The sequence below is a fragment of the [Bacillus] enclensis genome (assembly GCF_001456935.1).
Classification (GTDB): Bacteria; Bacillota; Bacilli; order Bacillales; family Bacillaceae_B; genus Rossellomorea; species Rossellomorea enclensis.
In genome coordinates this window covers 445,599-468,323 of sequence record NZ_KQ758482.1, presented here as the reverse complement: position 1 = coordinate 468,323, position 22,725 = coordinate 445,599, and the positions used below count along the sequence as shown (strand labels likewise).

General features: G+C 41.8%; 20 protein-coding genes and 1 riboswitch. Of the genes, 14 read left to right on the top strand and 6 right to left on the bottom strand.

Features of this window, described 5'->3' with window-relative positions:
• Positions 1–141: 141 nt before the first annotated feature.
• Positions 142–357 (bottom strand): YczF family membrane protein, encoded by a 216-nt coding sequence (locus tag AS034_RS23100; RefSeq protein WP_473243010.1) that lies wholly within the window; start codon positions 355–357, stop codon positions 142–144.
• 140 nt (positions 358–497) lie between these two features.
• On the opposite strand from AS034_RS23100, the gene AS034_RS02240 reads away from it, so the two are divergent.
• From AS034_RS02240 to AS034_RS02230, 3 genes are read left to right on the top strand one after another with little or no spacing between them, the layout of a single operon-like run.
• On the top strand, positions 498–2,120 hold the full coding sequence (locus tag AS034_RS02240; RefSeq protein ID WP_058297359.1) for a spore germination protein: 1,623 nt from the start codon (positions 498–500) through the stop codon (positions 2,118–2,120).
• The gene (locus tag AS034_RS02235) at positions 2,110–3,336 is read left to right on the top strand and encodes a Ger(x)C family spore germination protein (protein WP_058297358.1); all 1,227 of its coding nucleotides are present in this window, start codon (positions 2,110–2,112) and stop codon (positions 3,334–3,336) included. Before AS034_RS02240 ends, AS034_RS02235 begins: the two co-directional genes overlap by 11 nt.
• Positions 3,337–3,357: 21 nt before the next feature.
• On the top strand, positions 3,358–4,461 hold the full coding sequence (locus tag AS034_RS02230) for a GerAB/ArcD/ProY family transporter (RefSeq protein ID WP_058297357.1): 1,104 nt from the start codon (positions 3,358–3,360) through the stop codon (positions 4,459–4,461).
• Positions 4,462–4,784: 323 nt separating this feature from the next.
• Here AS034_RS02230 and AS034_RS02225 read toward each other — a convergent pair whose 3' ends face one another.
• Entirely contained in the window at positions 4,785–5,606 is an 822-nt protein-coding gene (locus AS034_RS02225) for an STAS domain-containing protein (RefSeq protein ID WP_058297356.1), read from the bottom strand.
• Between the two features lie 533 nt (positions 5,607–6,139).
• A riboswitch (SAM riboswitch) is annotated at positions 6,140–6,249 on the top strand.
• 124 nt (positions 6,250–6,373) lie between these two features.
• Between AS034_RS02225 and AS034_RS02220 the strand changes: the two genes are divergently transcribed.
• The 3 genes from AS034_RS02220 to AS034_RS02210 are packed head-to-tail and all read left to right on the top strand — an operon-like array spanning position 6,374 to position 9,537.
• On the top strand, positions 6,374–7,621 hold the full coding sequence (locus AS034_RS02220; RefSeq protein WP_082641607.1) for a homoserine dehydrogenase: 1,248 nt from the start codon (positions 6,374–6,376) through the stop codon (positions 7,619–7,621).
• Positions 7,622–7,654: 33 nt separating this feature from the next.
• A complete protein-coding gene (locus AS034_RS02215; protein ID WP_058297354.1) occupies positions 7,655–8,848 on the top strand; it encodes an aspartate kinase in 1,194 nt (397 codons plus the stop codon).
• A 50-nt stretch (positions 8,849–8,898) separates the two neighbouring features.
• Positions 8,899–9,537, top strand: a complete 639-nt coding sequence (locus AS034_RS02210; protein ID WP_058297353.1) for a dienelactone hydrolase family protein — start codon at positions 8,899–8,901, stop codon at positions 9,535–9,537.
• Positions 9,538–9,606: 69 nt separating this feature from the next.
• Here the strand turns inward: AS034_RS02210 and AS034_RS02205 are convergent, their stop codons facing one another.
• Positions 9,607–10,107, bottom strand: a complete 501-nt coding sequence (locus AS034_RS02205; RefSeq protein ID WP_058297352.1) for a fasciclin domain-containing protein — start codon at positions 10,105–10,107, stop codon at positions 9,607–9,609.
• Between the two features lie 270 nt (positions 10,108–10,377).
• Here AS034_RS02205 and AS034_RS02200 point away from each other — a divergent pair, with 270 nt between their 5' ends.
• From AS034_RS02200 to AS034_RS02165, 8 genes are all read left to right on the top strand, one after another.
• On the top strand, positions 10,378–11,142 hold the full coding sequence (locus tag AS034_RS02200; RefSeq protein ID WP_058297351.1) for an IclR family transcriptional regulator: 765 nt from the start codon (positions 10,378–10,380) through the stop codon (positions 11,140–11,142).
• 17 nt (positions 11,143–11,159) lie between these two features.
• Positions 11,160–12,056, top strand: coding sequence for a fumarylacetoacetate hydrolase family protein (locus tag AS034_RS02195; protein WP_058297350.1), 897 nt, complete (start codon positions 11,160–11,162; stop codon positions 12,054–12,056).
• A 10-nt stretch (positions 12,057–12,066) separates the two neighbouring features.
• The gene (locus tag AS034_RS02190) at positions 12,067–13,083 is read left to right on the top strand and encodes a galactitol-1-phosphate 5-dehydrogenase (protein WP_058297349.1); all 1,017 of its coding nucleotides are present in this window, start codon (positions 12,067–12,069) and stop codon (positions 13,081–13,083) included.
• Between the two features lie 21 nt (positions 13,084–13,104).
• Positions 13,105–14,289, top strand: a complete 1,185-nt coding sequence (rhmD, locus tag AS034_RS02185; RefSeq protein ID WP_058297348.1) for an L-rhamnonate dehydratase — start codon at positions 13,105–13,107, stop codon at positions 14,287–14,289.
• Positions 14,290–14,317: 28 nt separating this feature from the next.
• Entirely contained in the window at positions 14,318–15,337 is a 1,020-nt protein-coding gene (locus AS034_RS02180; RefSeq protein ID WP_058297347.1) for a TRAP transporter substrate-binding protein, read from the top strand.
• Positions 15,338–15,398: 61 nt separating this feature from the next.
• Positions 15,399–15,863 carry a TRAP transporter small permease gene (locus AS034_RS02175; RefSeq protein ID WP_058297346.1) on the top strand — a complete coding sequence of 155 codons (465 nt, stop codon included), beginning with the start codon at positions 15,399–15,401 and terminating at the stop codon, positions 15,861–15,863.
• Positions 15,860–17,137 (top strand): TRAP transporter large permease, encoded by a 1,278-nt coding sequence (locus AS034_RS02170; protein ID WP_058297345.1) that lies wholly within the window; start codon positions 15,860–15,862, stop codon positions 17,135–17,137. Before AS034_RS02175 ends, AS034_RS02170 begins: the two co-directional genes overlap by 4 nt.
• A gap of 274 nt (positions 17,138–17,411) precedes the next feature.
• Complete coding sequence (locus AS034_RS02165; protein WP_058297344.1) at positions 17,412–17,843, top strand: cytidine deaminase; 432 nt, start codon at positions 17,412–17,414, stop codon at positions 17,841–17,843.
• Between the two features lie 267 nt (positions 17,844–18,110).
• Here the strand turns inward: AS034_RS02165 and AS034_RS02160 are convergent, their stop codons facing one another.
• Genes AS034_RS02160 through fdhD form a run of 3 tightly spaced genes read right to left on the bottom strand, consistent with a single transcriptional unit; the run spans position 18,111 to position 22,378 of the window.
• Positions 18,111–18,599: a helical membrane plugin domain-containing protein gene (locus AS034_RS02160; protein WP_058297343.1), complete on the bottom strand. Its 489-nt coding sequence runs from the start codon at positions 18,597–18,599 to the stop codon at positions 18,111–18,113.
• Positions 18,592–21,537 (bottom strand): formate dehydrogenase subunit alpha, encoded by a 2,946-nt coding sequence (gene fdhF / locus AS034_RS02155; RefSeq protein ID WP_058297342.1) that lies wholly within the window; start codon positions 21,535–21,537, stop codon positions 18,592–18,594. Before fdhF ends, AS034_RS02160 begins: the two co-directional genes overlap by 8 nt.
• 25 nt (positions 21,538–21,562) lie before the next feature.
• Complete coding sequence (gene fdhD / locus AS034_RS02150; RefSeq protein ID WP_058297341.1) at positions 21,563–22,378, bottom strand: formate dehydrogenase accessory sulfurtransferase FdhD; 816 nt, start codon at positions 22,376–22,378, stop codon at positions 21,563–21,565.
• Positions 22,379–22,725: the final 347 nt, after the last annotated feature.

Sequence of the window (22,725 nt, the reverse complement as noted above, 5' to 3'; positions counted from 1 at the left end):
GAAGGAACGCAGACGGTTATGTGAGACCGGTTGCGTTTTTTTTGAAGTTTCTTGCTCTCAGCAGGTTTGTCCAGCGGCACCCTCATACTCGTAATTATTGCTTGCGTTCCAACGATCTAAAAAACTCATAACTGTAATGATCTATTTGTTTTCATTTCGTCTCTTTATAAAATAATAGGCTGACTCAGCGAAATATAGAAACAGAAGGAAATAGAGGACGAATAATTCGATAACTTCCATTACCCGAAATGGACTGACAGTATTTTGCAAGGCATGCGAAAAATCAAACCCTTGGAGAATATCGATACTTAGGGAAAAAGCCATTAAACATCCTAACATCAAAAGGGAAATACCCATGATTTTCATACAGATCACTCTCCTCCTTCTAGGTTTTCTTATTGTTCCCGTATCATACAGTGATATCTTTTGTTAAAAATTACATAATAACCCCGTATAGGGTTAAAGTAATAAAAAATAAAAGAAGGGTGCCTGATGATATGCCTTCGTACATTAAAGGTCGAAAATCAAAAAAGAACAAGCAGCAGGATGCTGAAAATCAAGCTGCAGTTCACTCTGATGACCATATACAAGAGTCATTATCAGCCAACCTTGCCATCATTCGAGAGAAGACGGGGAACAGCTCAGACGTCGTCGTTCGTCAATTGAAATTGGGGAGAAACTCCGATATTAAAACAGCCATTGTGTATATCGAAGGCATCGTAGACAATCAATCGATTCAAGAGTTCCTACTTCAATCGATGATGAAAGATGATGAGAAAGAGAAATTGATTCAGGAGGATGCGTTGGATCGGATCTCTGAAGACATGATGACGGTTGGTAATGTGTCTGCCTCCAATACCTGGGATGAGCTGTTTTTATCCTTAATGGCAGGGGATACCCTTATCCTCGTAGATGGAATCGCTAAGGCTTTGAGTGCATCCACGCAAGGCGGAGAAAAACGTTCCATTTCAGAATCCACCACGCAGATGGTGGTCCGCGGTCCAAAAGGGGCGTTTACAGAGTCGATTGCGACGAATACATCCATGGTGCGCCGCATTATTAAGACTCCCGATCTATGGATGGAGTCCTTTAAAGTTGGCCGCGTGACCAAAACAGATGTGACGCTTATGTACATAAACGGCATTGCCAATGATCAAGTGGTTGACGAGGTCCGTCAGCGAATAAACAAGATTGACATTGACAGCATTTTAGAATCAGGCTATATCGAACAATTAATTGAAGACCAAACCATGACGCCTTTTCCGACTATTTTTAACACCGAAAGACCTGATGTGGTGGCCGGGAATCTGTTTGAGGGAAGGATCGCCATTTTTGTTGATGGAACGCCATTTGTGCTGATTGCACCTGCTGTGTTTATTCAATTTTTCCAATCGGCAGAGGATTATTATGTACGTTATGATATTGCGACATCAATCCGCCTTTTGCGTATTTTGATGTTTTTCATTTCGCTTATTGCGCCTGCTTCCTTTGTGGCAGTCACCACCTTCCACCAGGAAATGGTGCCCACAACACTCATAGTGGCCATTGCGGCTCAGCGGGAAGCCGTGCCTTTTCCCGCATTCGTGGAAGCTCTTCTTATGGAACTAACATTTGAAATCTTAAGGGAAGCCGGGATCCGTCTGCCTAAAGCGATTGGTTCGGCTGTTTCCATTGTCGGTGCCCTTGTGATCGGGCAGGCAGCTGTCCAAGCGAGCATTGTATCACCTGCTATGGTCATTATCGTATCGATCACGGCGATTGCCAGTTTTGCCACTCCATCCTTTGATATGGCCATTTCAGTCCGGTTGCTGCGGTTTTTGTTTATGATCGGTGCAGCCACATTCGGTTTCTACGGCATCATATTAATCCTCTTGATGATGGTCGTCCATTTAAGCGGCTTACGTTCATTTGGAGTTCCCTATATGGCCCCGTTTGCTCCTTTTATACCGTTGAATAATGGAGACACATTCATAAGGCTGCCATGGTGGACACTAAGACAAAGACCACGCTTAATTAGTGCGAATACCCGGCGGGAAGGGAAGAGTCAGCACCCTCAGCCTCCTGCATCCCGCGGTATGGTCAATCGTGATTTTAAAGAAGGTGGCAGTAATGAAGCGTAGGCTGTTTTTTCTTATAATATTGGTGACAATCCCCGTCTTGCTCTCAGGTTGCTGGAGCAAAAAAGAGTTAACTGATCTTGCGATTGTGGCGGCTATGGGAGTAGATAAATCAGAAGACGGGAAATATGCCGTGACACTTCAAATTATCAATCCTGGGAATGTGGCTGGAGGCATACGCGGGAGTGGTCCACAAAGCCCGCCTGTTACCATTTATTCGGCTACAGGTAATAATTTGGTGGAAGCAAGCAGGACTGCATCCAGCAAGATATCCCGAAGATTATATTATGCACATACAAACCTGGTGGTTGTCGGGGAGAACCTGGCACAAGACGAAGGATTGGCTCCGATCATCGATGCGATCGACCGGGATCATGAATTTCGAATCACCACAACGATGGTGATTACCCATCAGTCAACTGCAGAAGAGCTTGTGAAGGCATTAACCCCCGTTGATAAGATTCCTGCAAATAAGGTGCTTAAAACACTGGAATTCACCCAAAAGATTGGGGGGAAAAACATTAAAACATCGGTGCAGGACGTGATGAAGGGCCTTCAATCCCTGAATGGCGATACCGTGGTATCAGGGTTTCGTCTTTCAGGAGATTCCAAGCATGCCAGCAGTTTAGAGAACCTTCAGGAAAGTGAGCCTGAAGCTACCCTTCAAGCCAGTGGTATCGCCATTCTGAAAGAAGGCAAATTAGTCGATTGGCTGTATGGAAGAAATGCCAGAGGAACGATTTGGATTCTGGATAAAATCCAAGGGACAAACATCAACATTGATTGGAAGGGAAAGAAAGATGCCATCTCCTACCAAACTGTCCGTCAAAAAACGGATGTATCAGCGCACGTAAAGAATGGCCGCCCCTCTATCTCTATTCATACACGCGTGGAAGGAGGCATAGGGGAAATGAATAATGTCCCTGTGGATATAACAGATGTGAAGGTTATTTCAAAAATGGAAAAAGAATTGGCAAAAGAGGTTAAAAAAGAAATAAAACAAGCGATTGAACAAGCTCAAACAAATAAAGCGGATATCTTTGAGTTTGGAGATGTCATCCGCCGTAAAAGTCCAAGTGACTGGCAGCGGCTAAAACCGATGTGGAACGAGGTATATTTTCCAGAATTGAATGTGGATATTACCGTCGAAGCTTACATCCGTCGTGCCGGTTTAAGAAATAAATCGTTTCTATCAACTATAGAAGAAAACCAGCAGTGATGAAAAGGAGGTACCAGCAGAGTGGAGAAAGCAAAAATCAGTGCCAGCCAGCTCTTTATCTTAATGGTTCTGTTTGAACTGGGGAGTGCTTTGCTAGTACCTCTTGCGATAGACGCAAAACAGGATGCCTGGTTAGCCATTCTGCTGGGAATGGCAGTCAGTTTTGTTCTTTTACTCGTCTATCATCAACTTTATTGGTATTATCCTGATCTTTTGCCCACCGAGTACATGCAAAAAATTCTGGGAAAAGCGATAGGAAGCGTACTTGCCTTTCTTTATCTTTTTTACTTTATGTATGACGCCTCCAGGATCCTTCGCGATTTTGGTGAAATGCTGTTAACCTTTGCCTATCCTGAAACTCCGCTGTTCATTGCAAATGCATTGTTAATACTGGTCATTATCTATATGGTGCGAAAAGGGATCGAGGTCATCGCGAGATCGGGAGAACTGCTTTTTATCCTTATGTTTATGCTTTCGGTCATTGGGTTTATATTGATTGTGAGTTCTGGTTTAATCGATATGACCAACTTACAACCCGTACTTGAAGAAGGAATTGTCCCTGTCCTGAAGGTGGTATTTACTCAAACCTTATATTTCCCCTTTGCAGAAGTGTTTGTATTCACCATGATATTGCCGTATTTGAACAATCCCAAGAAGGTAAGGCTGACGATGTTTTGTGCAACAGGATTAAGTGGAATCAATTTGATTCTTACGATGCTCATTAACATTAGCGTGCTTGGTGTAGACCTGACTGCACGTTCCCAATTTCCGCTTCTCAGTACGGTTCAAACTATCCAGGTAGCTGATTTCCTGGAACGCCTGGATGTGTTTTTCATGCTTGCCTTGGTGATTGGGATTTTCTTTAAGATAAGCATACTGTTTTATGCAGCTGTCATAGGATCTGCCAGTTTATTTAAGGTTAAATCGCCTTCACGACTTTGCTATCCTTTGGGGCTTGTCGTTTTATTTATGTCGATGACAATTGCGAGCAATTTCCAAGAACATATCCATGAAGGATTAGAGATAGCCATGTTTGTCCTGCATCTGCCTCTCTTAGTGATTGTTCCGATAATTCTTCTGCTGGTTGCGTTTTTGAGAAATAGGAAGAAGGAAAGTTCGTTTTAGGGGGAAGGGTGAAGGTGAAAATGACATGCACGCCTTTTATATTTAAAACAAACACTTACCGTACTTTGGCCACTTAAGTATTATTCCCTTCCCAAAGAGCAAACAAATCAAAGGCTTCCTGGCAGAACGCTTTAGTATATGGATTAGCAATCCATGCTCAGCATCAAACAGGCCCCCATGTTCAATGAATACGGGGGCCTGTTGCGGCGGGGGACATACCCCGAAACAAGCAAACTTATTGATTATGCAATGTTTATTGATACGCGGTTAGATATTGCAATGGCTAGTAGAATAACATGAGATTATAAAAATAGTCCTTATTTCTATAGGTATTCCCTCAAGGTTTCCTGAAGCGTTCCTCTTGTGTCGATATCCTTGTCAAAGCGGATTCCTGAATGAACCATTCTCTTAACGAGATCTGGTCGTAAACCGGTAAGGATCGCTCTGCATCCCATCATTGATAGACCGGCTAAAATTTTCTCGAATTCATCGATAACATCAATTTCCATTAAGGCCATACCTGATAAATCGATAATAAGAGATTGGATTCGTGATGTGGAAATTTCATTGAAAACCTTCTCCTCAATGATTTGCATACGATATGAATCCATCGATCCGATCAGAGGCAAGACGGAAACATTTTCCCTTACAGGAATGATGGGGACAGATAAATGTTCGACAATCTCCCTTTGTTTGTGCAGCATTTCATCTTTATATGAAGAATAACTTATAAAAAAGCTGTTGAGGAACTGGTCAATCCGATCGTTAACGTATTTCTCCATATCAAAAAAGTCATCTCGGGTATCCGTGATCTTCTTATTGGATTCCAGGTCGTGTATTAACTGCCACAAGGTTCTTCTTATAGCTTGTACCCATTCCAATTTTAAGGATAGTGTTAAAGAATAAGTCGCCCATGCAATACCTTCCTGTTCTGCAAAAGAAGTTAATTCTTCATCCTTTTGTTCAAGGACATAGGATATGAGTTTTCGTGCATTTTTTAATAGATCTATGTTTCCTCGATCTAAGATATCTTTTATCTTAATCGATACGTTTACAGCTTCGGAAAGCAATTTCTCGTTGAATGCTTCCCCGTTATCAAGGATATAAGAGTGAACTTCATCACTTACTTTGGACATCAATTCCATAAAATGTCTCCCCCTGTTTTTTACTTGAAGTTGACATGCATAAAAGAACCTATAAGTCTGAACTAAAGGCTCTTACACATATCTACTCTTGCCCGGAATATAATTTATAATCTTATAGTTTAATCCCAGTCAAAAACTCCTTATTAAAAAAACAAACAATAATATATACCCTTTACAATGGGCCATAAACCTATTTGCCTGCAAAATTTCACCTTTAAATTTTTTGTCATGCCTTAAGCGATTCAGCAAGAATGTAGTTATTACAATGAAGATACAGGAGCGTATGAAGTAAAATGTACAGAAGAAAGCAAACATAAGGTTGAAAATTGTTATTAAATCGTAGGGGGAGTTGATCTAAGAAGGAATAACGCTTTTTTGTTGCAGACCAAAGAAAACCGATCGGGATTTTGCTAAGCGGGACTTTAGAAAGAATCTTTGTAAAACACTGAAAATAGTATTGACGATGGAATGAATCCTCTTTATAATCGACTTCATACTCAATTAACAAGTAATACCAAAAAACAATTTTAGATCTCTTATCAAGAGCGGCGGAGGGATAGGCCCGATGAAGCCCGGCAACCTGCAGTGTCAGACTGTAAAGGTGCCAATTCCTACAGATTCAGATGAATCTGGAAGATAAGGGGAGGAGAATGATTATTTAGCCCTCTTCTTAATAAGAAGAGGGCTTTTCTGTATACCCCTTTCTTTTCCGCTCATATGAATCTATCCTGCGCTTAAAGTGAAAATCATAAAAAGGAGGATGAATGATGTCAACGATTAATGTGGCAATACTCGGGTTCGGAACGGTGGGGCAAGGGGTTTGTGAAGCAATCGATACTCATCAGGACAGACTGAAGGAAGTACTGGGAAAAGAGGTTAAGGTAAGGGCCATCCTTATTAAAGATCCCGCAAAAGAGAGGGACATTGATCCATCCATACACGTCACAACGGATTTCCAAGATATCCTGGATGTCCCGGACCTCCACGTGATGTTTGAAGCAATCGTGGGGGAGGAACCGACCTATACGTATTTAACAAAAGCCATTGAGAAGGGAATTCATATTATCACCGCCAATAAAGCGATGTTTGCGAAACATGGTCCGGGACTATTGGAAAAAGCAAAAAGGAACGGAGTATCGGTCGGATTTGAAGCAACGACAGCTGGAGGAATACCGGTGATCGGCAGTATCAGACAGCTTCTGAAGGTGAATGAAATCCGGCAAATTCAAGGGATTTTGAATGGGACGTCCAACTTCATCTTATCTCAAATGAGAACCAGGGGTCTTTCCTTTGATGCAGCTTTAAAGATTGCTCAGGAGAAGGGCTACGCTGAAGCCGATCCGAACAATGATATTGAAGGCCGTGATGCGTTCTATAAATTGTTGATTTTAAGTCAAACAGCCTTTGGACGGCAGCCTGACTGGAATGATATTCAATGCAAAGGGATATCCCATTTAACTGCAGAGTGGCTTCAGGCAGCGGAATCTTTTCGATTAAGGTTCAAGCACGCAGGTACTCTCTGGCGAGATTCAGCCGACCACATCAAAGGTGAAGTAGCACCCGTCCTAGTCCACGAGACCCATCCCTTTTACGGTGTGGAGGATGTAGAGAATGCGATATCGCTAAAGGGCAGCCTCGTAGGAAGAATTACCTTGCTTGGTCCGGGAGCTGGAAAATTGCCTACAGGCAGCGCAATGGTAGAGGATTTTCTTTCGTTAATCGAAAGGAAGTACACTGCATCTGCCGAAAGCAGAGCGGTGGCCGGGGAGGTTCTTGTTGAACGTACACACCAATGGGTTCTAAGAATCCGTAAAGGGGATGAATATCAAAACTGGTTCCCATCGTTCACGTTACTGGATCATATTCAGCTTGGAGATTTCTTGTACGTATTTGTTGAAGGCAGGAAAGAGACACTGGAATCGCTGCTTCGGACGCAGTGTCATATTCAGGCGGTGCCTATTCTAAAGGAAATTCCCTTAGAAAATGAAGTGAAGACTGGAACTGCAGTGCATTAATAAAATAGGTCTGAAAAGAAAGTAGGGGTATCATTGAGTATAATTGTTCAAAAGTTTGGTGGAACCTCTGTTGGTACGACAGATCGGATGAAGCGAATGGTCTCTCATGTCATAAAGGAAAGAGAAAAAGGTCATGATGTTATCGTAGTAGTATCAGCAATGAATAAAACGACAGATACACTCGTTAGATTGGCTGGGGAACTCTCTGCAAAGCCATGTAAGAGAGAAATGGATATGCTCTTAAGTACCGGTGAACAGGTGACGATCTCCCTTTTGACAATGGCGTTGCAGCAAAGGGGGCTGGAATCCGTATCCCTAACAGGCAGACAGGCGGGAATCCAAACGAATGGGGTATTCGGAAATGCCAAGATTACCTCAATCAATACCGATCGGATAAAATCTGAGCTATCAAAAGGACGCATCGTCGTGGTAGCCGGTTTTCAAGGAATCACAGATATAGGAGAAGTAACGACGTTAGGCAGGGGTGGTTCAGATACAACCGCAGCTGCTCTTGCCGCCGCTTTAAAAGCGGATAGGTGTGATATTTATACGGATGTAGACGGGGTGTATACGTCGGATCCGCGAATCGTTCCACAGGTAGCAAAAATCGACACCCTCTCCTATGATGAGATGCTGCGATTAGCTGCCATGGGAGCTGGTGTCCTGCATCCAAGAGCGATTAAACATGCAAAGGAACATCTTGTGCCGCTTGTGGTTTGCTCCAGTATGGATGAGGGACTGGGAACCGTCATCAGTGAAGGAACACAGAGAAAAGCCCGTATTCTCGGAATTGCCTTCCAAAAAGACATTTCTGTTATAAAAATCCATGATTGCCGGGGTGGAGAATCACTGATTCTTTATGATCTCGATTCTCATCATATTGAGACAGAAATCATTAAATTCAATGACACCCTGATCCTCATAGTAAAAGATAAGGATTTTCGGGAAGTAAAGAGAATCGTTGGTCAATATAATCAAGCCTATTCTTCTGTAGAAGAGAAAGAAAGCCTATCAAAGATTTCTGTGATCGGGCGCATTAACTCCCATGAGGGAAAAGAGAACGTTACAAACATTTTTCATGACTGCCATATTGCGAAGGAGTTAATATGGGAATCCCCGGCGGGAATAAGTGCGCTCGTTGACAGGAGTGATGTTGAAAAGGCTGCCAGGATCCTTCATATGCACTTTGGTTTGGATAGTGTAGAATCAATGAGAGCTGTTTTGTGAGCGGATTGAAAGGTACTGCACCGAATTAATTTCAGAAGGGGTTGTTTAGTATGCTTTCCGATAAGAAAAGCGATACCCTCGTGATTCTCGTTCATGAAATTCACGGTGTGAATCAGCATATGAGGTATATTTCCAGTTTGATCGATCAATTTGAGGTTGATGTCATCTGTCCAAATTTATATCCATCGGGGATATCAGCGGGAGAAAGTGAAGAAGAGGTTTATGACACCTTTTTGAAGTATGTCGGGTTTCAAAAAGCGGCATCACAGATCAAGGAATCCATTGAGGGAAAAAGAGGGAAGTATAAAAACATTTATGTAGTTGGTTTCAGTGCCGGGGCCACGGCTGCCTGGCTATGCAGTGAGCACGAAGGGGTTTCAGGCGTGCTGTGTTTCTATGGGTCGAGGATAAGAGACTATGTTGAAGTGAATCCAATTGCACGTACAATATTGTTCTTTTCAAGCACGGAAAAGTCGTTTGATGTAAACCCTCTTATCACGGGACTTGAGAAGAAAGAGAATCAGAATATCGACATTCATCTGTTTGACGCTGAGCATGGATTTGCCAATCCGTATTCGAAAGCGTTCTGCCAGAAAGCTTTTGATTCAACGTTTGCCCTTCTGAAAAAGACTTTAGAGCTCGGGTCGGTTAATCAATCAAGGATTACCCGGCCGGGAACACGCATCTGAACTTTCATAAATAAAACAGCCTGTCCAAATCCGTAATCGGATTTTTGGGCAGGCTGTTTTTTAGTAAACTTACTCTGGAAGTAAAACTTCATCGATCACATGGATAACCCCATTCGAAGCCTGGATATCCGCCTGAGTCACGTTGGCATCATTGACACGGACGGGATCGAGGGAAATCTGAACTGGTTTCTTGGCCAGTGTTTCCACTTGTGAGCCTTCTTTTAAATCTGTCGACATCACTTTACCGGAAAGTACGTGGTAGAGGAGAATGTCCTTCAAGTCTTCCCTTGCCAGTAATTCATCAGCGGTAATGCCTAATTTCTTCAAGAGCTTTGCGAATGCAGTGTCAGTCGGCGCGAATACCGTATACGGCCCTTCACCTTTCAATGTTTCAACCAGACCGGCTTTTTCCAAAGCGGCTGCAAGTGTTTTGAACTGGCCGGCTTCCACTGCAGTGTCGACGATATCCTTGGTTGCCGGAGTCCCGCCTTCAACAGCTGATACTCCATTCGACATTGTCATGAAAACCATGAATGCTGCCATCATGAAAGCAAATGTTTTCTTTTTCATTCGTCTTACCTCCTGCTGTTTTTATGTAAACATGTGTTTACTCAGAAAGTAGTATGTGTTTGTTTAGTAGGATTATCCATTTTTCTTATATTAGCGCGGGATTGCCCAATATGTAGATTACATACGACAAAACCGCTTTCTCTAACCAGGTGACTATAGATTTTGTCAAAAATAAAAGTTTGACAATTTTAAAAATTGTGTTAATATTTACCTATAAGTTTAATATATAAAACTTGGTTTATTATAATAAACCATGGAGGTTAAAGGTTTATGAAACAAAAGTATTGGGTCCCTGCTTTAGAACGAGCTAATTTAATCATTGAGTTAATTGCAAATCACCCTTCCAAATTGAGATTAATTGATCTCTCTAAAAAGTTAGATATTAATAAAAGCTCCATGTACTCCTTGTTGAACACACTCGAAACGATAGGCTGGATTAAAAAAGATAAACAGGATTTTTATACATTAGGACCAGTATTGGGATCGTATAGTTCCGCTTATTTTAGCCAATACGACATTTTGGAAACCTTTTCATTGGAAGCAAGGAATTCCATTAATATTGTTGATGAGCATATTCAACTGGGGACGTTGGTAGGGAAAGAAACTTTTTATTTAGCCAGGGAAGATGGGAGCTCACCGGCGCGCTTAGTAACAGATCCCGGTATGAAATTTCCAGCTTACGCTTCAGCGATAGGCAAAATTAATTTATCACAATTGAATTATGAAGAATTAGTAGAGTTGTATCCTGAAAAAGTATTTGAAAAGAAAACAGAAAATACGGTGGAAACCGTTGATGAACTATGGGAGCAACTAGTGAAAGCAAAAAAAGACGGCTTTATTACAGAAGAACAGGAAGGAGCCATTGGTTTTTGTTGTGTAGCAGCCCCTATTTATAATCAAGAAAATCAGATCACAGCGGGAGTAAGTTTTACGATGTTGGAAAATAGCTGGAAGGAAAAGCGGGAAATGGCTACTGAAGAAATTATGAAGCTAGCAAAAAAGTTGTCTACAAATCAATCATTTGTAAATAAATAAATGAAAGCAGGGATAGGATGAAGCTACTTACTTATCACGTGAAAAATGAAAAGAAAATTGGAGTTCTGGAAAACGATTTGGTTTATTGTTTGGCAGAACTTGCAGAACTTTATAATGCTGAAAGAAATGAAAGCGTCACCATTGAAGGGGATATGCTTTCCCTGATTGAAAACCATCAAACTGCAATCCACAACATATGGGATTGGGTGCAGACAAATCCAAGCAAGACAGAGGGCAGTGCCGTACCTGTTCAGGAAGTGACAATCGCAGCCCCTATTTCAAATCCTGGAAAGGTGGTTTGTGTAGGGAATAATTACATGGATCATTGTATCGAACAAAATGTAGAACCTCCAAAGAAGCCAATGATCTTCTCAAAATGGGCGACTTGCATTATTGCAGATGGAGAAGACATCGTGCTTCCTCCAGATTCAGAACAGGTTGACTATGAAGCTGAACTCGCCGTGGTCATAGGCAAAGCCGGGAAAAATATTTCGGAGGAAGAAGCCTTTGATCATGTATTTGGCTATACCATATTAAATGATGTAAGCGCACGAGATATACAATTTGAGGACGTACAGTGGGTACGTGGGAAATCCTATGACACATTTGCTCCCTTAGGTCCTGTCATTGTAACAAAAGATGAAATTGAAGATCCTCACAACCTAGACATCAGATTGGAAGTTAATGGTGAACCTCTTCAGGATTCTAACACAAAACATCTAATCTTTAACATTCCACACATCATCTCTTATCTATCAAAAGGGTTTACGTTTCAACCTGGAGATATCATCGCGACTGGAACCCCTCATGGAGTAGGCGTGTTCCGCAACCCTCAAATATTCTTACAACCTGGTGATTCCTGCAAAATAGAAATTCAATCAATTGGAGTATTAGAAAACAAAGTAGTCAACTAGGAGGAAAGCTATGAAAGTCTTATCTTGGAATGGTCCAAAACAAATTGATGTAGAAGAACGCCCAATGCCGGAATGCAAAAAAGATGAGGTGCTGATCAGGGTTGACGTAGTCGGGATCTGCGGGTCGGAAATTGAAGGATTCCTGGGTCACAACAGTCTGCGCGTACCTCCACTCATTATGGGGCACGAATTCAGTGGTTATATCGAGGAAATGGGGGATGAGGTGCAGAATGTATTGATCGGCTCCAAGGTTGTTGTAAATCCCTTGATCAGTTGTGGAAGTTGTCCAAAATGCAGGAGGGGCCTTGAGAATTTATGTGACAACAGGCAAATCATCGGTGTCCACCGGCCTGGTGCATTTGCTGAATATGTAGTGGTGCCGGCGAGTTCGGTCATAGAGGTTCCTAAAAGTTTAGATTCGTATACCGCCTCATTATCAGAACCTTTAGCTTGTTGTTTAAGAGCGGTCAGAAGGGCCTTGGCACAGCATCCGTTTTCAAATGTGTTGATTTATGGGGCTGGTGCAATCGGAGTGTTAAGTGGTTTTGTGGCAGATATTCTAGGAGCCAGAAAAGTAGTCATTGCAGACATTAACAATGATCGTTTGAACACCTTGAATAATGTCGGTTTTAATCATACTTTAAATCCAAATGAAGAAAGCTTTGAAGAGAAATTAAGTGAAATGGCTGGTCCTGAAGGAATCGATGTAGTCATTGATGCAGCCGGTTTTCTGCCGACACGTACACAAGCAGCCAGTATCGTGAATACGGGAGGGGTCATCATGAATATCGGCCTTGGTATAGATGAAACCCCTTTACCTGTAAATGTATTCATAAGAAGTGAAATTACTGTATTAGGTTCTTTTTGCTACACGAAACAAGATTTCCATGATGCAGTGAATCTTCTCGTAGATTCGAAGATTGATATAAAAGGGTGGACTCAAGAACGGGAATTAAATGAAGGTCAGCAAGCTTTCTTGGATCTCATCGGAAACAGGGTTGAAAACAGCAAGATTTTTCTAAGTTAATAAATTTTCAGGAGGTAACTCATGGGTGTGACTGGGCGAAAAATTACGGCAGTAAGGGCTTATGTAGCAAGCGGCGGCGGGGGAGATTATCACGATCAGAAAGAAGAACACTGGATTGTGAATCAAATCTCTACTCCGATGAGTATTTATCCGGATTATAAAAAGACGAGAACCAGCTTTGGAATAAATGCATTAAAGACATTGGTTGTTGAAATTGAGTCAGACAATGGTGAAGTGGGAGTGGGGATTTCCACCGGGGGAGTTCCTGCTGCCTGGATCGTCATGAACCACTTGGATCGATTCATTGTCGATCAGCCAGTTGAAAATATTGAACAAATTTGGGACCAGATGTACCGGTCTACCATGTATTACGGAAGAAAAGGCGTAGTCATGAATGCGATATCAGCTGTCGATTTAGCTTTATGGGACCTATTGGGGAAAATTCGCGAGGAGCCGGTTTATGCAATGATTGGCGGGAAAGTGCGTGAAGAAATTCCGTGCTATGCGACAGGGCCGCGTCCTGACCTGGCAAAAGAAATGGGGTTTATCGGAGGGAAGCTTCCATTAGTATTTGGTCCGGCCGATGGGGAAGAAGGACTCAGAAAGAACCTGGAAACCGCAGCTTCGATGAGAGAGAAGGTAGGCGATGACTTCTGGCTGATGTGGGATTGCTGGATGTCGTTAGACCTCCCTTATGCACAAAAACTGATGCAAAAATCTGATGAGCTCGGTTTTAAATGGATAGAAGAGTGTTTTAATCCTGATGATTACTGGGCCTACAGAGATCTGAAGAAGAGGGCATCAAATAATATCCTTGTAACAGGAGGAGAGCATGAGGCTACCCGGTACGGGTTCCGGATGCTTCTGGAATTCTGTGATTTGGACATCGTCCAGCCTGACGTTGGCTGGTGCGGCGGGTTAACAGAATTAATTAAGATTGGGAACCTGGCAGAATCATATGGAAAATATGTCATTCCTCATGGCAGCGGAATTTATAGCTATCATTATGTAGTAACAAAGACAAACAGCCCTTTTGCAGAATACTTGGTGATGAGCCCTAAAGCGGATGAAGTGGTCCCTCAGTATTATCCGCTATTAGAAGGAGAAGTGATCCCGGTTAACGGGAAAGTGAAGCTGAATGACAGACCAGGGTTTGGAGTGAGTCTGAACAATACTTCAAACTTACAACTGATCCATAAAGATTAACTATTTTTAAATAAAGGGGATGGAATACGTGAAGAAAATAATGATTATTTTCACATTAGTAATCTTGTCTTTTGGTCTTGCAGCTTGTAATGGTAGTAACCAGGAAACGAATTCAGGCACCGCTTCAAGCGCTTCTGGCGGGGAAGAGATGACGATTCGTTTAGGATCCCACTTACCTCCCAGCCACTCAGTTATTGCAGTGACTGAAAAATTCAAGGAGATTGTTGAAGGAAAATCTGACGGCCGTATTACTGTGGAAATTCACCCTTCAGGTGAACTGGGCGGACAGAGTGAATTGATTCAATCCCTTCAAGTAGGGTCTGTTGAAATGACAATAAATGATGCCGGTGTCCTATCAAACTTCGCTCCTAAAGTCGGGGTGCTGGATTTACCTTACACGTTTAAAGATTATGATCACGTCCATAAGGTACTGGATAGTCCTGTTGCAGAGGAATTAGAAAAAGAGCTGGATGCGATTGGAATTAAATCAATTGGTTGGGTTGATTCTGCATTCCGTGATTTGTTAGTGAATAAGGAAGTCTCTTCAATTAAAGATGTAAATGGCCTGAAAATAAGGGTTCCTGATGCTCCCCAATATTTAAGGACCGTACAATCATGGGGGGCTTCCGCCAGTACGATTCCGTGGGGTGACTTGTATACTTCTCTTGAAACTGGAGTAGTAGACGGTTTTGAAGGTTCAGCTGAGAGTATCCATTCATCAGCCCTGCATGAAGTGGTGGATTATCGAGTGCCGACAGAGCATATCTTCACGGTCCTGTCATTAAACATCAGCAAAAGTGTATTTGAAGGCATGTCGAGTGAAGATCAGAAGTTGATTGAAGAAGCAGGACGCGAAGCTGCCCTGTATGGAAGAGATTTAGCCATGGAAAGAGATGTTGAGTATAAAGAGAAATTAGAAGAAGAGGGTTTGAAAACTCTCGAGATCGATAAAGAAAGTTACAAAAAAGCAGCCATGGAATTTGTTAATGAGTACGCGAAAGAAATTGAAGTGACGGATCTGTTAGAAGAAATTAAAGAACTTCAATAAATAATATAGGCCAGCAAACGTTTGCTGGTCTTCCTTTTTAAAAATAAAAGGGGTGAAGACCTTGGAAAAGGGATTTAACAAAGTCATTAGGGTATTGTTAGTAACCTTATTTTCAATCATTACGTTATTAGCAGTAGTACAAGTCGTAACCCGGTTTGCAGGAATATCGATGAGCTGGATAGATGAAGCGATGAGGTTTTTGTTTATTTGGTTTGCATTTATAGGATCAGCTTATGCCATACGTGAAAAAAAACATATTGTTGTAGATTTACTGAGTGAATCAATTTCAAAAAATATAATCAGAGTACTGGATGTTCTCGTACATCTCATAATGCTATCATTCATCTTTGTTTTAATTAAATATGGATATGAGGTAGCAAATGTAATGGGGATTCAGAAGTCTTCTTCCATGAGGATTCCTATGTTTTATGTATTTTTAGCAATACCGATCAGTGGTTTATTGATGCTTTTTTACACGATATTGAACCTGGTGGATTTAATTAAAGGAAAGGAGGAACGTATATGACGCTTTTAATCATGTTTGGTATTCTAATTATTTTACTTGTCATTAGAATGCCGGTAGCGTTTGCTATTGGAGTATCTTCAATTGTGACTTTGCTCATTACAACGGATGTAACCCTATCGCTTATCATTCCTAGAATTTTTAATACTCTGAATAGCTTTACGTTCCTTGCTATTCCTTTCTTCATGCTGGCGGGTTCGATTATGGAGCATGGAGGTATATCGACCAGACTTGTTCGTTTTGCAAATAGCTTATTAGGTCATATTAAAGGCGGACTTGGTCATGCCACGATCTTTACCAGCACGATTTTTGCAGGGATATCCGGCTCTGCATCAGCGGATACCTCAGCGGTTGGATCCGTGATGATTCCATCTATGGTCAGACGTGGGTATCCAAGAGGATATGCTGCAGCATTGACTGCCTGTGCCGGTGCCATTGGACCGATCATCCCGCCAAGTATCATCATGATCATTTACGGATCACTTACGGGATTATCTATTTCCAAGTTATTTTTAGCAGGAGCCATACCAGGGGTTATCATGGCCATAGGTTTAATCATCACAAACTATCTTGGTGCCATCAAATATAACCTGCCTTACGAAAAGAGGGCTACGTTAAAAGAAGTCTGGAAGAGCTTCTTGGATGCATTTTGGGCATTGCTTGCCCCTGTGATTATAATCGGGGGAATACTATTAGGTTTCTTTACAGCTACTGAAGCGAGTGTAGTCGCAGTCATTTACTCACTGCTGGTAAGTATGTTCATTTACAAGGAACTAAATCTAAAAGACTTGTATAAAGTGATCATACAATCAACTCATACAAGCGTAATGGTTCTATTTATTGCAGTGACCGCCTCCATTTTTGGGTGGATACTGGCCAATGAAAAGCTGCCTTTGAAGATTTCGACATGGCTGAGTGAATTTACAACGAATACTTACCTGATCATGCTTCTAATTGTTATTATTCTCTTAATCATTGGATGTGTAATCGAAACCATCGCAGCATCGATTATCTTTATTCCAGTTCTTGCAACAATTGCTGCAGCAAGTGGGTTTGACCCTTACCATTTTGCCACTGTAGTTGCAATCTGTTTGATAATAGGAGGCGTGACACCACCTGTAGGAGTACTTCTCTTTATCACAAATGGTATTGCTGAGGCGAGATTTAAAGATACTCTTAAATATCTGGTACCGTTCTTCACTTTAATCCTTATCGTTGTATTAATGGTAGCTTATATTCCGTCGTTGTCCACCTTTCTACCAAGTTTAATTGAGTAGGATTAACCTTTTCCCTGGGCTGGGGAAAAGGTTTTTTTGTTTGAATCACTTCTGGATAATTAAACTGTGAGCCATGGGGACAGGTCCCGTGGTTCTTTTTTTGAGATAGTTAAAAGAGCCACTTCACCTGTCCCCGTGGCTCTTTCTAAAATTAATCAAAAGGGATAGGTAATTTATGTTAAAATTTTGTAGTAAACAATGTGTCTTGTTCCGTTTAAGGTGCAGGACTATTGAAAAGAAGGAAAAGATTGGACTACCAAAGGGGAGAATCATGATGTTAAAAGTAAGGCCTTTAGAAGATAACGACTATGAATTGATTAAGCAGGCAGAAAGCGTGATAGAAAAGAATTATCGGTATGGACGGCATCATATTGGTGCAGCAGTCAGGACAACAACCGGGAATGTTTTTTCAGCCGTTCACGTAGAAGCGAATGTGGGAAGGATAACAGTGTGCGGAGAAGCAATGGCGATCGGCAAGTCCATTTCAGAAGGAGACCACGAATTTGAAACGATCGTAGCAGTCGCTCACCCTCATCCACACGAAGATATAGAAAAATGCTGGGTAGTCGCTCCCTGTGGTATGTGCCGGGAGTTAATCAGTGATTATGGAAAAAATACGGATGTCATCATTTCGTATAATGATGAGTTAGTGAAGTGCAATGTCATGGAGTTACTGCCTGAGAAGTACACAAGCGATATTGAATAATACCTTAAACGTGAACCAGTGGGTCAGGCCCCCTGATTCTTTTGAACTAAAAAGATGAATGAGGAAGAGCCACTGTACCTGTCCCCGTGGCTCATCAAAAAATCAATAAAAAAGGAAAATGGCGTGTCAAATCTTTGTCAGATTGCACGCCATTCTATATGTCATATATATGATGTGGACCTCTATTCGGCACGATTTACGAATGTAGTCGGTTAGGTTAGTGAAAATAAGACTTTGAAATCCGTAAAAGGAGGGAGCTGAACTTTCCTATTTCTTGTCATTCTTCACCCGGTTTTTACCTATACCTCTCAAAATATAGATGATGATCGTAAGTGTCCGCTGTACTGCCGGGTCCCTAAGGGCACCAAGCAATCCGAAAAAACCGGTTCTTTTGGTAGGTGGTCTTTCCTTACCTATATTTAGATTACGGGTGTTTCGGACACTCAGCGTTTCGATGCCTTCGAAATTCAGGCTGCCGAGCAATTCAGTCATACGGGCCAAATTGTTTAGAATGGCCGCGTTTTGGTCTTTATTGGCTTCCTTTGAAAAATTATGAAGAATATCTTCCTGGTGATTTACCATGGCGCTCAATGTATCGAGATTTCGGTTCTCATCCATATGTTTGATGATTCCAATGACTTTTAGCAGGGAGTTCTTATTTTCAGACAAAGCTTCTATCAGTTCATTCAGGTTCTGCTCCTGGATTTTTTCTTTGGGAACTTCTAGGCGGACAACCTTATCAATGGATTTAGCCATTCTGATCTACCTCATTTCCTGGAAAAACGTAATCTTCTCGCTTCCATTTGCGGTCAACCTCAGGTCCCATTTGTGGATTCCTGGTAGCCCAGCGGTGATTATTAAATGGAATGGGTGATTTCCCTTTTTTCTCGAGAACTTCCACTTTGGCAGGAACTTCTTTATAAGCCGGTGTATCGGTATCTTTATCCACATTGTTGCTGGTTAAATAGTTAACCGCATTTTTCCCGTCGCTGTTTAAGGTGATGAACAATTCTTTTCCAAAGACTTCCTTTGTCACATGCACCCGTCCAGTGCTCTCCCCATTATCGTTGGAAAGCTTAATCAAGGCACCTTCTTCAATTTCAAGTTCCTCAGCCATTTTTTCAGATACTTCAAAGAATGGTTCTGGAGCTTTGGTTCGGATGCCTTTTGTATGGGAGGTCATGTTTCCTTCATGGAAATGCTCAAGTATCCGGCCATTGTTCACATGGTAATCATGCCCTTTTTTTGCAGGGTAATTGTATTCAAATTCAAGGGGATAGAATCGGGCTTTCCCATCATCAAAATGAAAACCATCTGTATAAAGGAGAGGTGTATCCGTTCCATCTTCTTGTACTGGCCATTGCAGACTGTTAAACCCTTCTAATTTATCATACGAAACCCCAGCCATGAGTGGAGTCAGTGAAGCAGCCTCATCCATGATATCTGCAGGGGAATCATAACCCCAATTGAATCCGAGTTTTTCAGCTATCCCTGAATAAATCTCCCAGTCGGCTCTTGCTTCTCCCAGGGGATCAAGGGCTTTATAAATACGCTGAATTCGACGCTCGGTATTTGTGAAGGTTCCTTCTTTTTCTACACTTGGGACTGCAGGAAGAACAACATCGGCGTACTCTGCGGTTTTTGTAAGGAAAAGATCCTGTACGACGAAAAACTCCAGCTTTTCAAATGCGCCTGTCACATAGTTAATGTTTGAGTCCACGATTCCCATATCTTCTCCGGTGACATACAATCCTTTAAGATTTCCTTCGTGGATTTCCTCCACCATTTCGTGATTGTCCATACCGATATCCTTAGAAAGTTCAGTTTCCCAAGCCTTTTCAAATTTTTGGCGGATTTCATTATCTTCCACACTTTGGTAGCCAGGGAACGTATTCGGCATACTGCCAAAATCGCTTGCTCCCTGCACATTATTATGACCGCGAAGGGGATATGCCCCTGCTCCTGGTTTTCCGTAATTTCCGGTAACTAAAAGGAGGTTTGAAATCGCAGTGGAAGTATCAGATCCGATTTGATGCTGAGTAACTCCCATTGCCCAACAAATGGCTGTTGTACCTGCTCTGTGGATATTCTCAGCGACAGTCTTTAGATGTTCTTTCGAAATTCCCGTTCTTTCCTCAGCATATTCCAGAGTAAAGGGAGCGAGGCTTTGGTAATATTCATCGAAATCATTCACTTTATTATGGATGAAATCTTTATCATGCCAGTCCTGGTCAATGATATATTTCGATAGTGCAGATAACCATACGAGATCAGTTCCCGGGTTAGGATGTAAAAATAGATCAGCTCTTCGTGCCATTTCATGTTTTCTCAAGTCAGCTACAATCAGTTTTTGACCGAAGAGTTTGTGAGAACGTTTGATCTTAGAAGCGAGGACGGGATGGGCATCTGCTGTGTTTGTCCCAACCAGCATGACAAGGTCGGCACGTGCGATATCCTCCATGGAACCTGCATCCCCGCCATACCCGACTGTTCTGAATAATCCTTTCGTAGCGGGAGACTGACAATAGCGGGAACAATTATCCACGTTATTTGTTCCAATCACCTGTCTTGCTAATTTTTGCAGAAGATAAGATTCTTCATTTGTTGCTTTAGAAGAAGCTATGAAACCAAGGGCATCAGGACCGTTCTTTTCTTTGATTTCCTTAAACTTTGCTGCAACATAATTGAGGGCTTCTTCCCACTCGACTTCTTTGAAATGATCTCCTTCACGGATTAAAGGACGACTGAGACGTTTGTCACTATTCACATGACCATAACCGAATTTACCTTTCACACAGGAAGCAATTCCGTTAGCAGGTGCTTCTTCAGTGGGTGACATTTTTAGCACTTCTCTTCCCTTTGTCCAGACATTAAAGCTGCAACCCACTCCGCAATAAGTACACACGGTTTTGGTTTTTTTGATTTGATCATCCCTCATCTGGGCTTCTGAATCTGAAACAGCGAAAAGGGGCCCGTATCCTGTTTCAACATTTTTTGTAATATCAATCATCGAACGCAGCAGGCTGGTATTATAGCCAGTTAAATATCCGGCTTTTCCCAGCATATCGTTTTCCATAAGAGCGTTACACGGGCATACGGTTACACATTGACCGCAGCTGACACAAGAGGATTGATCAATCGGGACATCGTTATCCCATATGACCCGGGGCTCTTTGCGTTCCCAGTCTATGGACAGTGTTTCGTTGACTTCGATATCCTGGCATGCTTCTACACATTTTCCGCAGAGGATACATTGATCCGGATCATAACGATAGAATTGTCCGGAGAAATCTTTTTCATATGGTTTTGGTTCAAATGGCTTCATTTGATGTTCGAGGCCCATCTGGGCTACGGTATTGTGGAGGGTGCAGTCGCCATTGTTTTTTTCACAGACGGTACAATAAAGTTCGTGATTTTCAAGAATGGTATCCATTGCTTTGAATCTTGCTTCTTTCACATTTGAAAGCTCTGTTTTAATATCCATTGCTTCTTGAAGTGTTGTACCACAGGCTCTTTTGAGTTCTCCGTTAATGGAAACGATGCATGTATCGCAGGTTTCGATAGCACCTAGGCTTTCTTGATAGCAGACCTGTGGAATTTCCACTTTTTTTAAATTGAGAAATTCCAGAACAGACAGACCTGGATCTGCCTCATATTCCATTCCATTAATAAAAACTGATAATTTTCCTTCCATATTAAAACTCCCCTGCTCAACAAGTTTAGATGGTTTCCGATGGATGTAAGACTGCCTCCGTGATTCTTTCAGGATGGGTGTATACATTCATTCGGTTTCCTCTGATAAATCCAATGGCTGTGATTCCTAAATCATCTGCTAATTCTAATGCAAGATTAGTAGGGGCGGACTTAGAAAGCAGAATGCCGATCCCCATTTTGGAAATCTTCAGCAGCACTTCCGAAGAGATTCTGCCACTGAAAGCAATGACCTTATCTTTAACTGGAATGTGATTCATGAGGCAGTATCCATAAAGCTTATCCAGTGCGTTATGTCTTCCGATATCCTGATAACATTGGATTAAGCCGGTGCTGCTGCAAATAGCTGCATTATGCATTCCTCCGGTTCTCTGAAACTCCTCGGAATGATTTTGAAGCTCTTGCATGTGATGGATGGCTTGGAGAGCGGTAAGCTCTGTTTTGGCCGTAATCGTTTTGGCTGTAAGCATATCGTTTGTAAAATAGAATTGTCTGCTTTTTCCGCAGCAGGAACCAATAAATCGTTTTGAAGTATTTTTTGCTCTGTCTTCAGGCAGTTTGTCAATTTCAATATAGGCAAACCCTTTTTCACGATCGATGGAGAGACTGGTTATTTCCTTATAGCGGCGAATAATCCCCTCGGAAGCAAGGAATCCCACGACCATTTCCTCCAGGTTGGAAGGAGTGCAGACCATTGTCGCCCATTCTTCTCCATTTAATCGTAGGGTAAGCGGGAATTCAGCTGCTACCTCATCGACTTCGTCAAAAAAGACTCCGTTTTCATATTTGCGGACAGCACGGGTCAGAATACTTTTGTCCTCCAACAGCACACCCTCCCTTATGTAAAAATAACATCATCATCTTTTGCTTTCCCTATTAGGAAGGAAGGGAAAACATAAAATTTAAAATTTTTTAAAAAATTGTTTCATATTTAATATATACCCATTCGTTTTTTGTTCTTTAAACAAGCAGGGAGGTTTTCTACTAGTTAATAAAAAATTAAGTGCGTATACGAATATAAGTGAACCGTTTGGGGTAAAAAATAATGTTTCTATGATTCTCTATTTTTAAAATAGTTCGATTAAATGATAGTGTTGAGGATAAAGGGATGGAAAGACTCCGCAGGATAAGAAGAGCGTTTTTCCCATATATACTTAAAACACTAACGTTG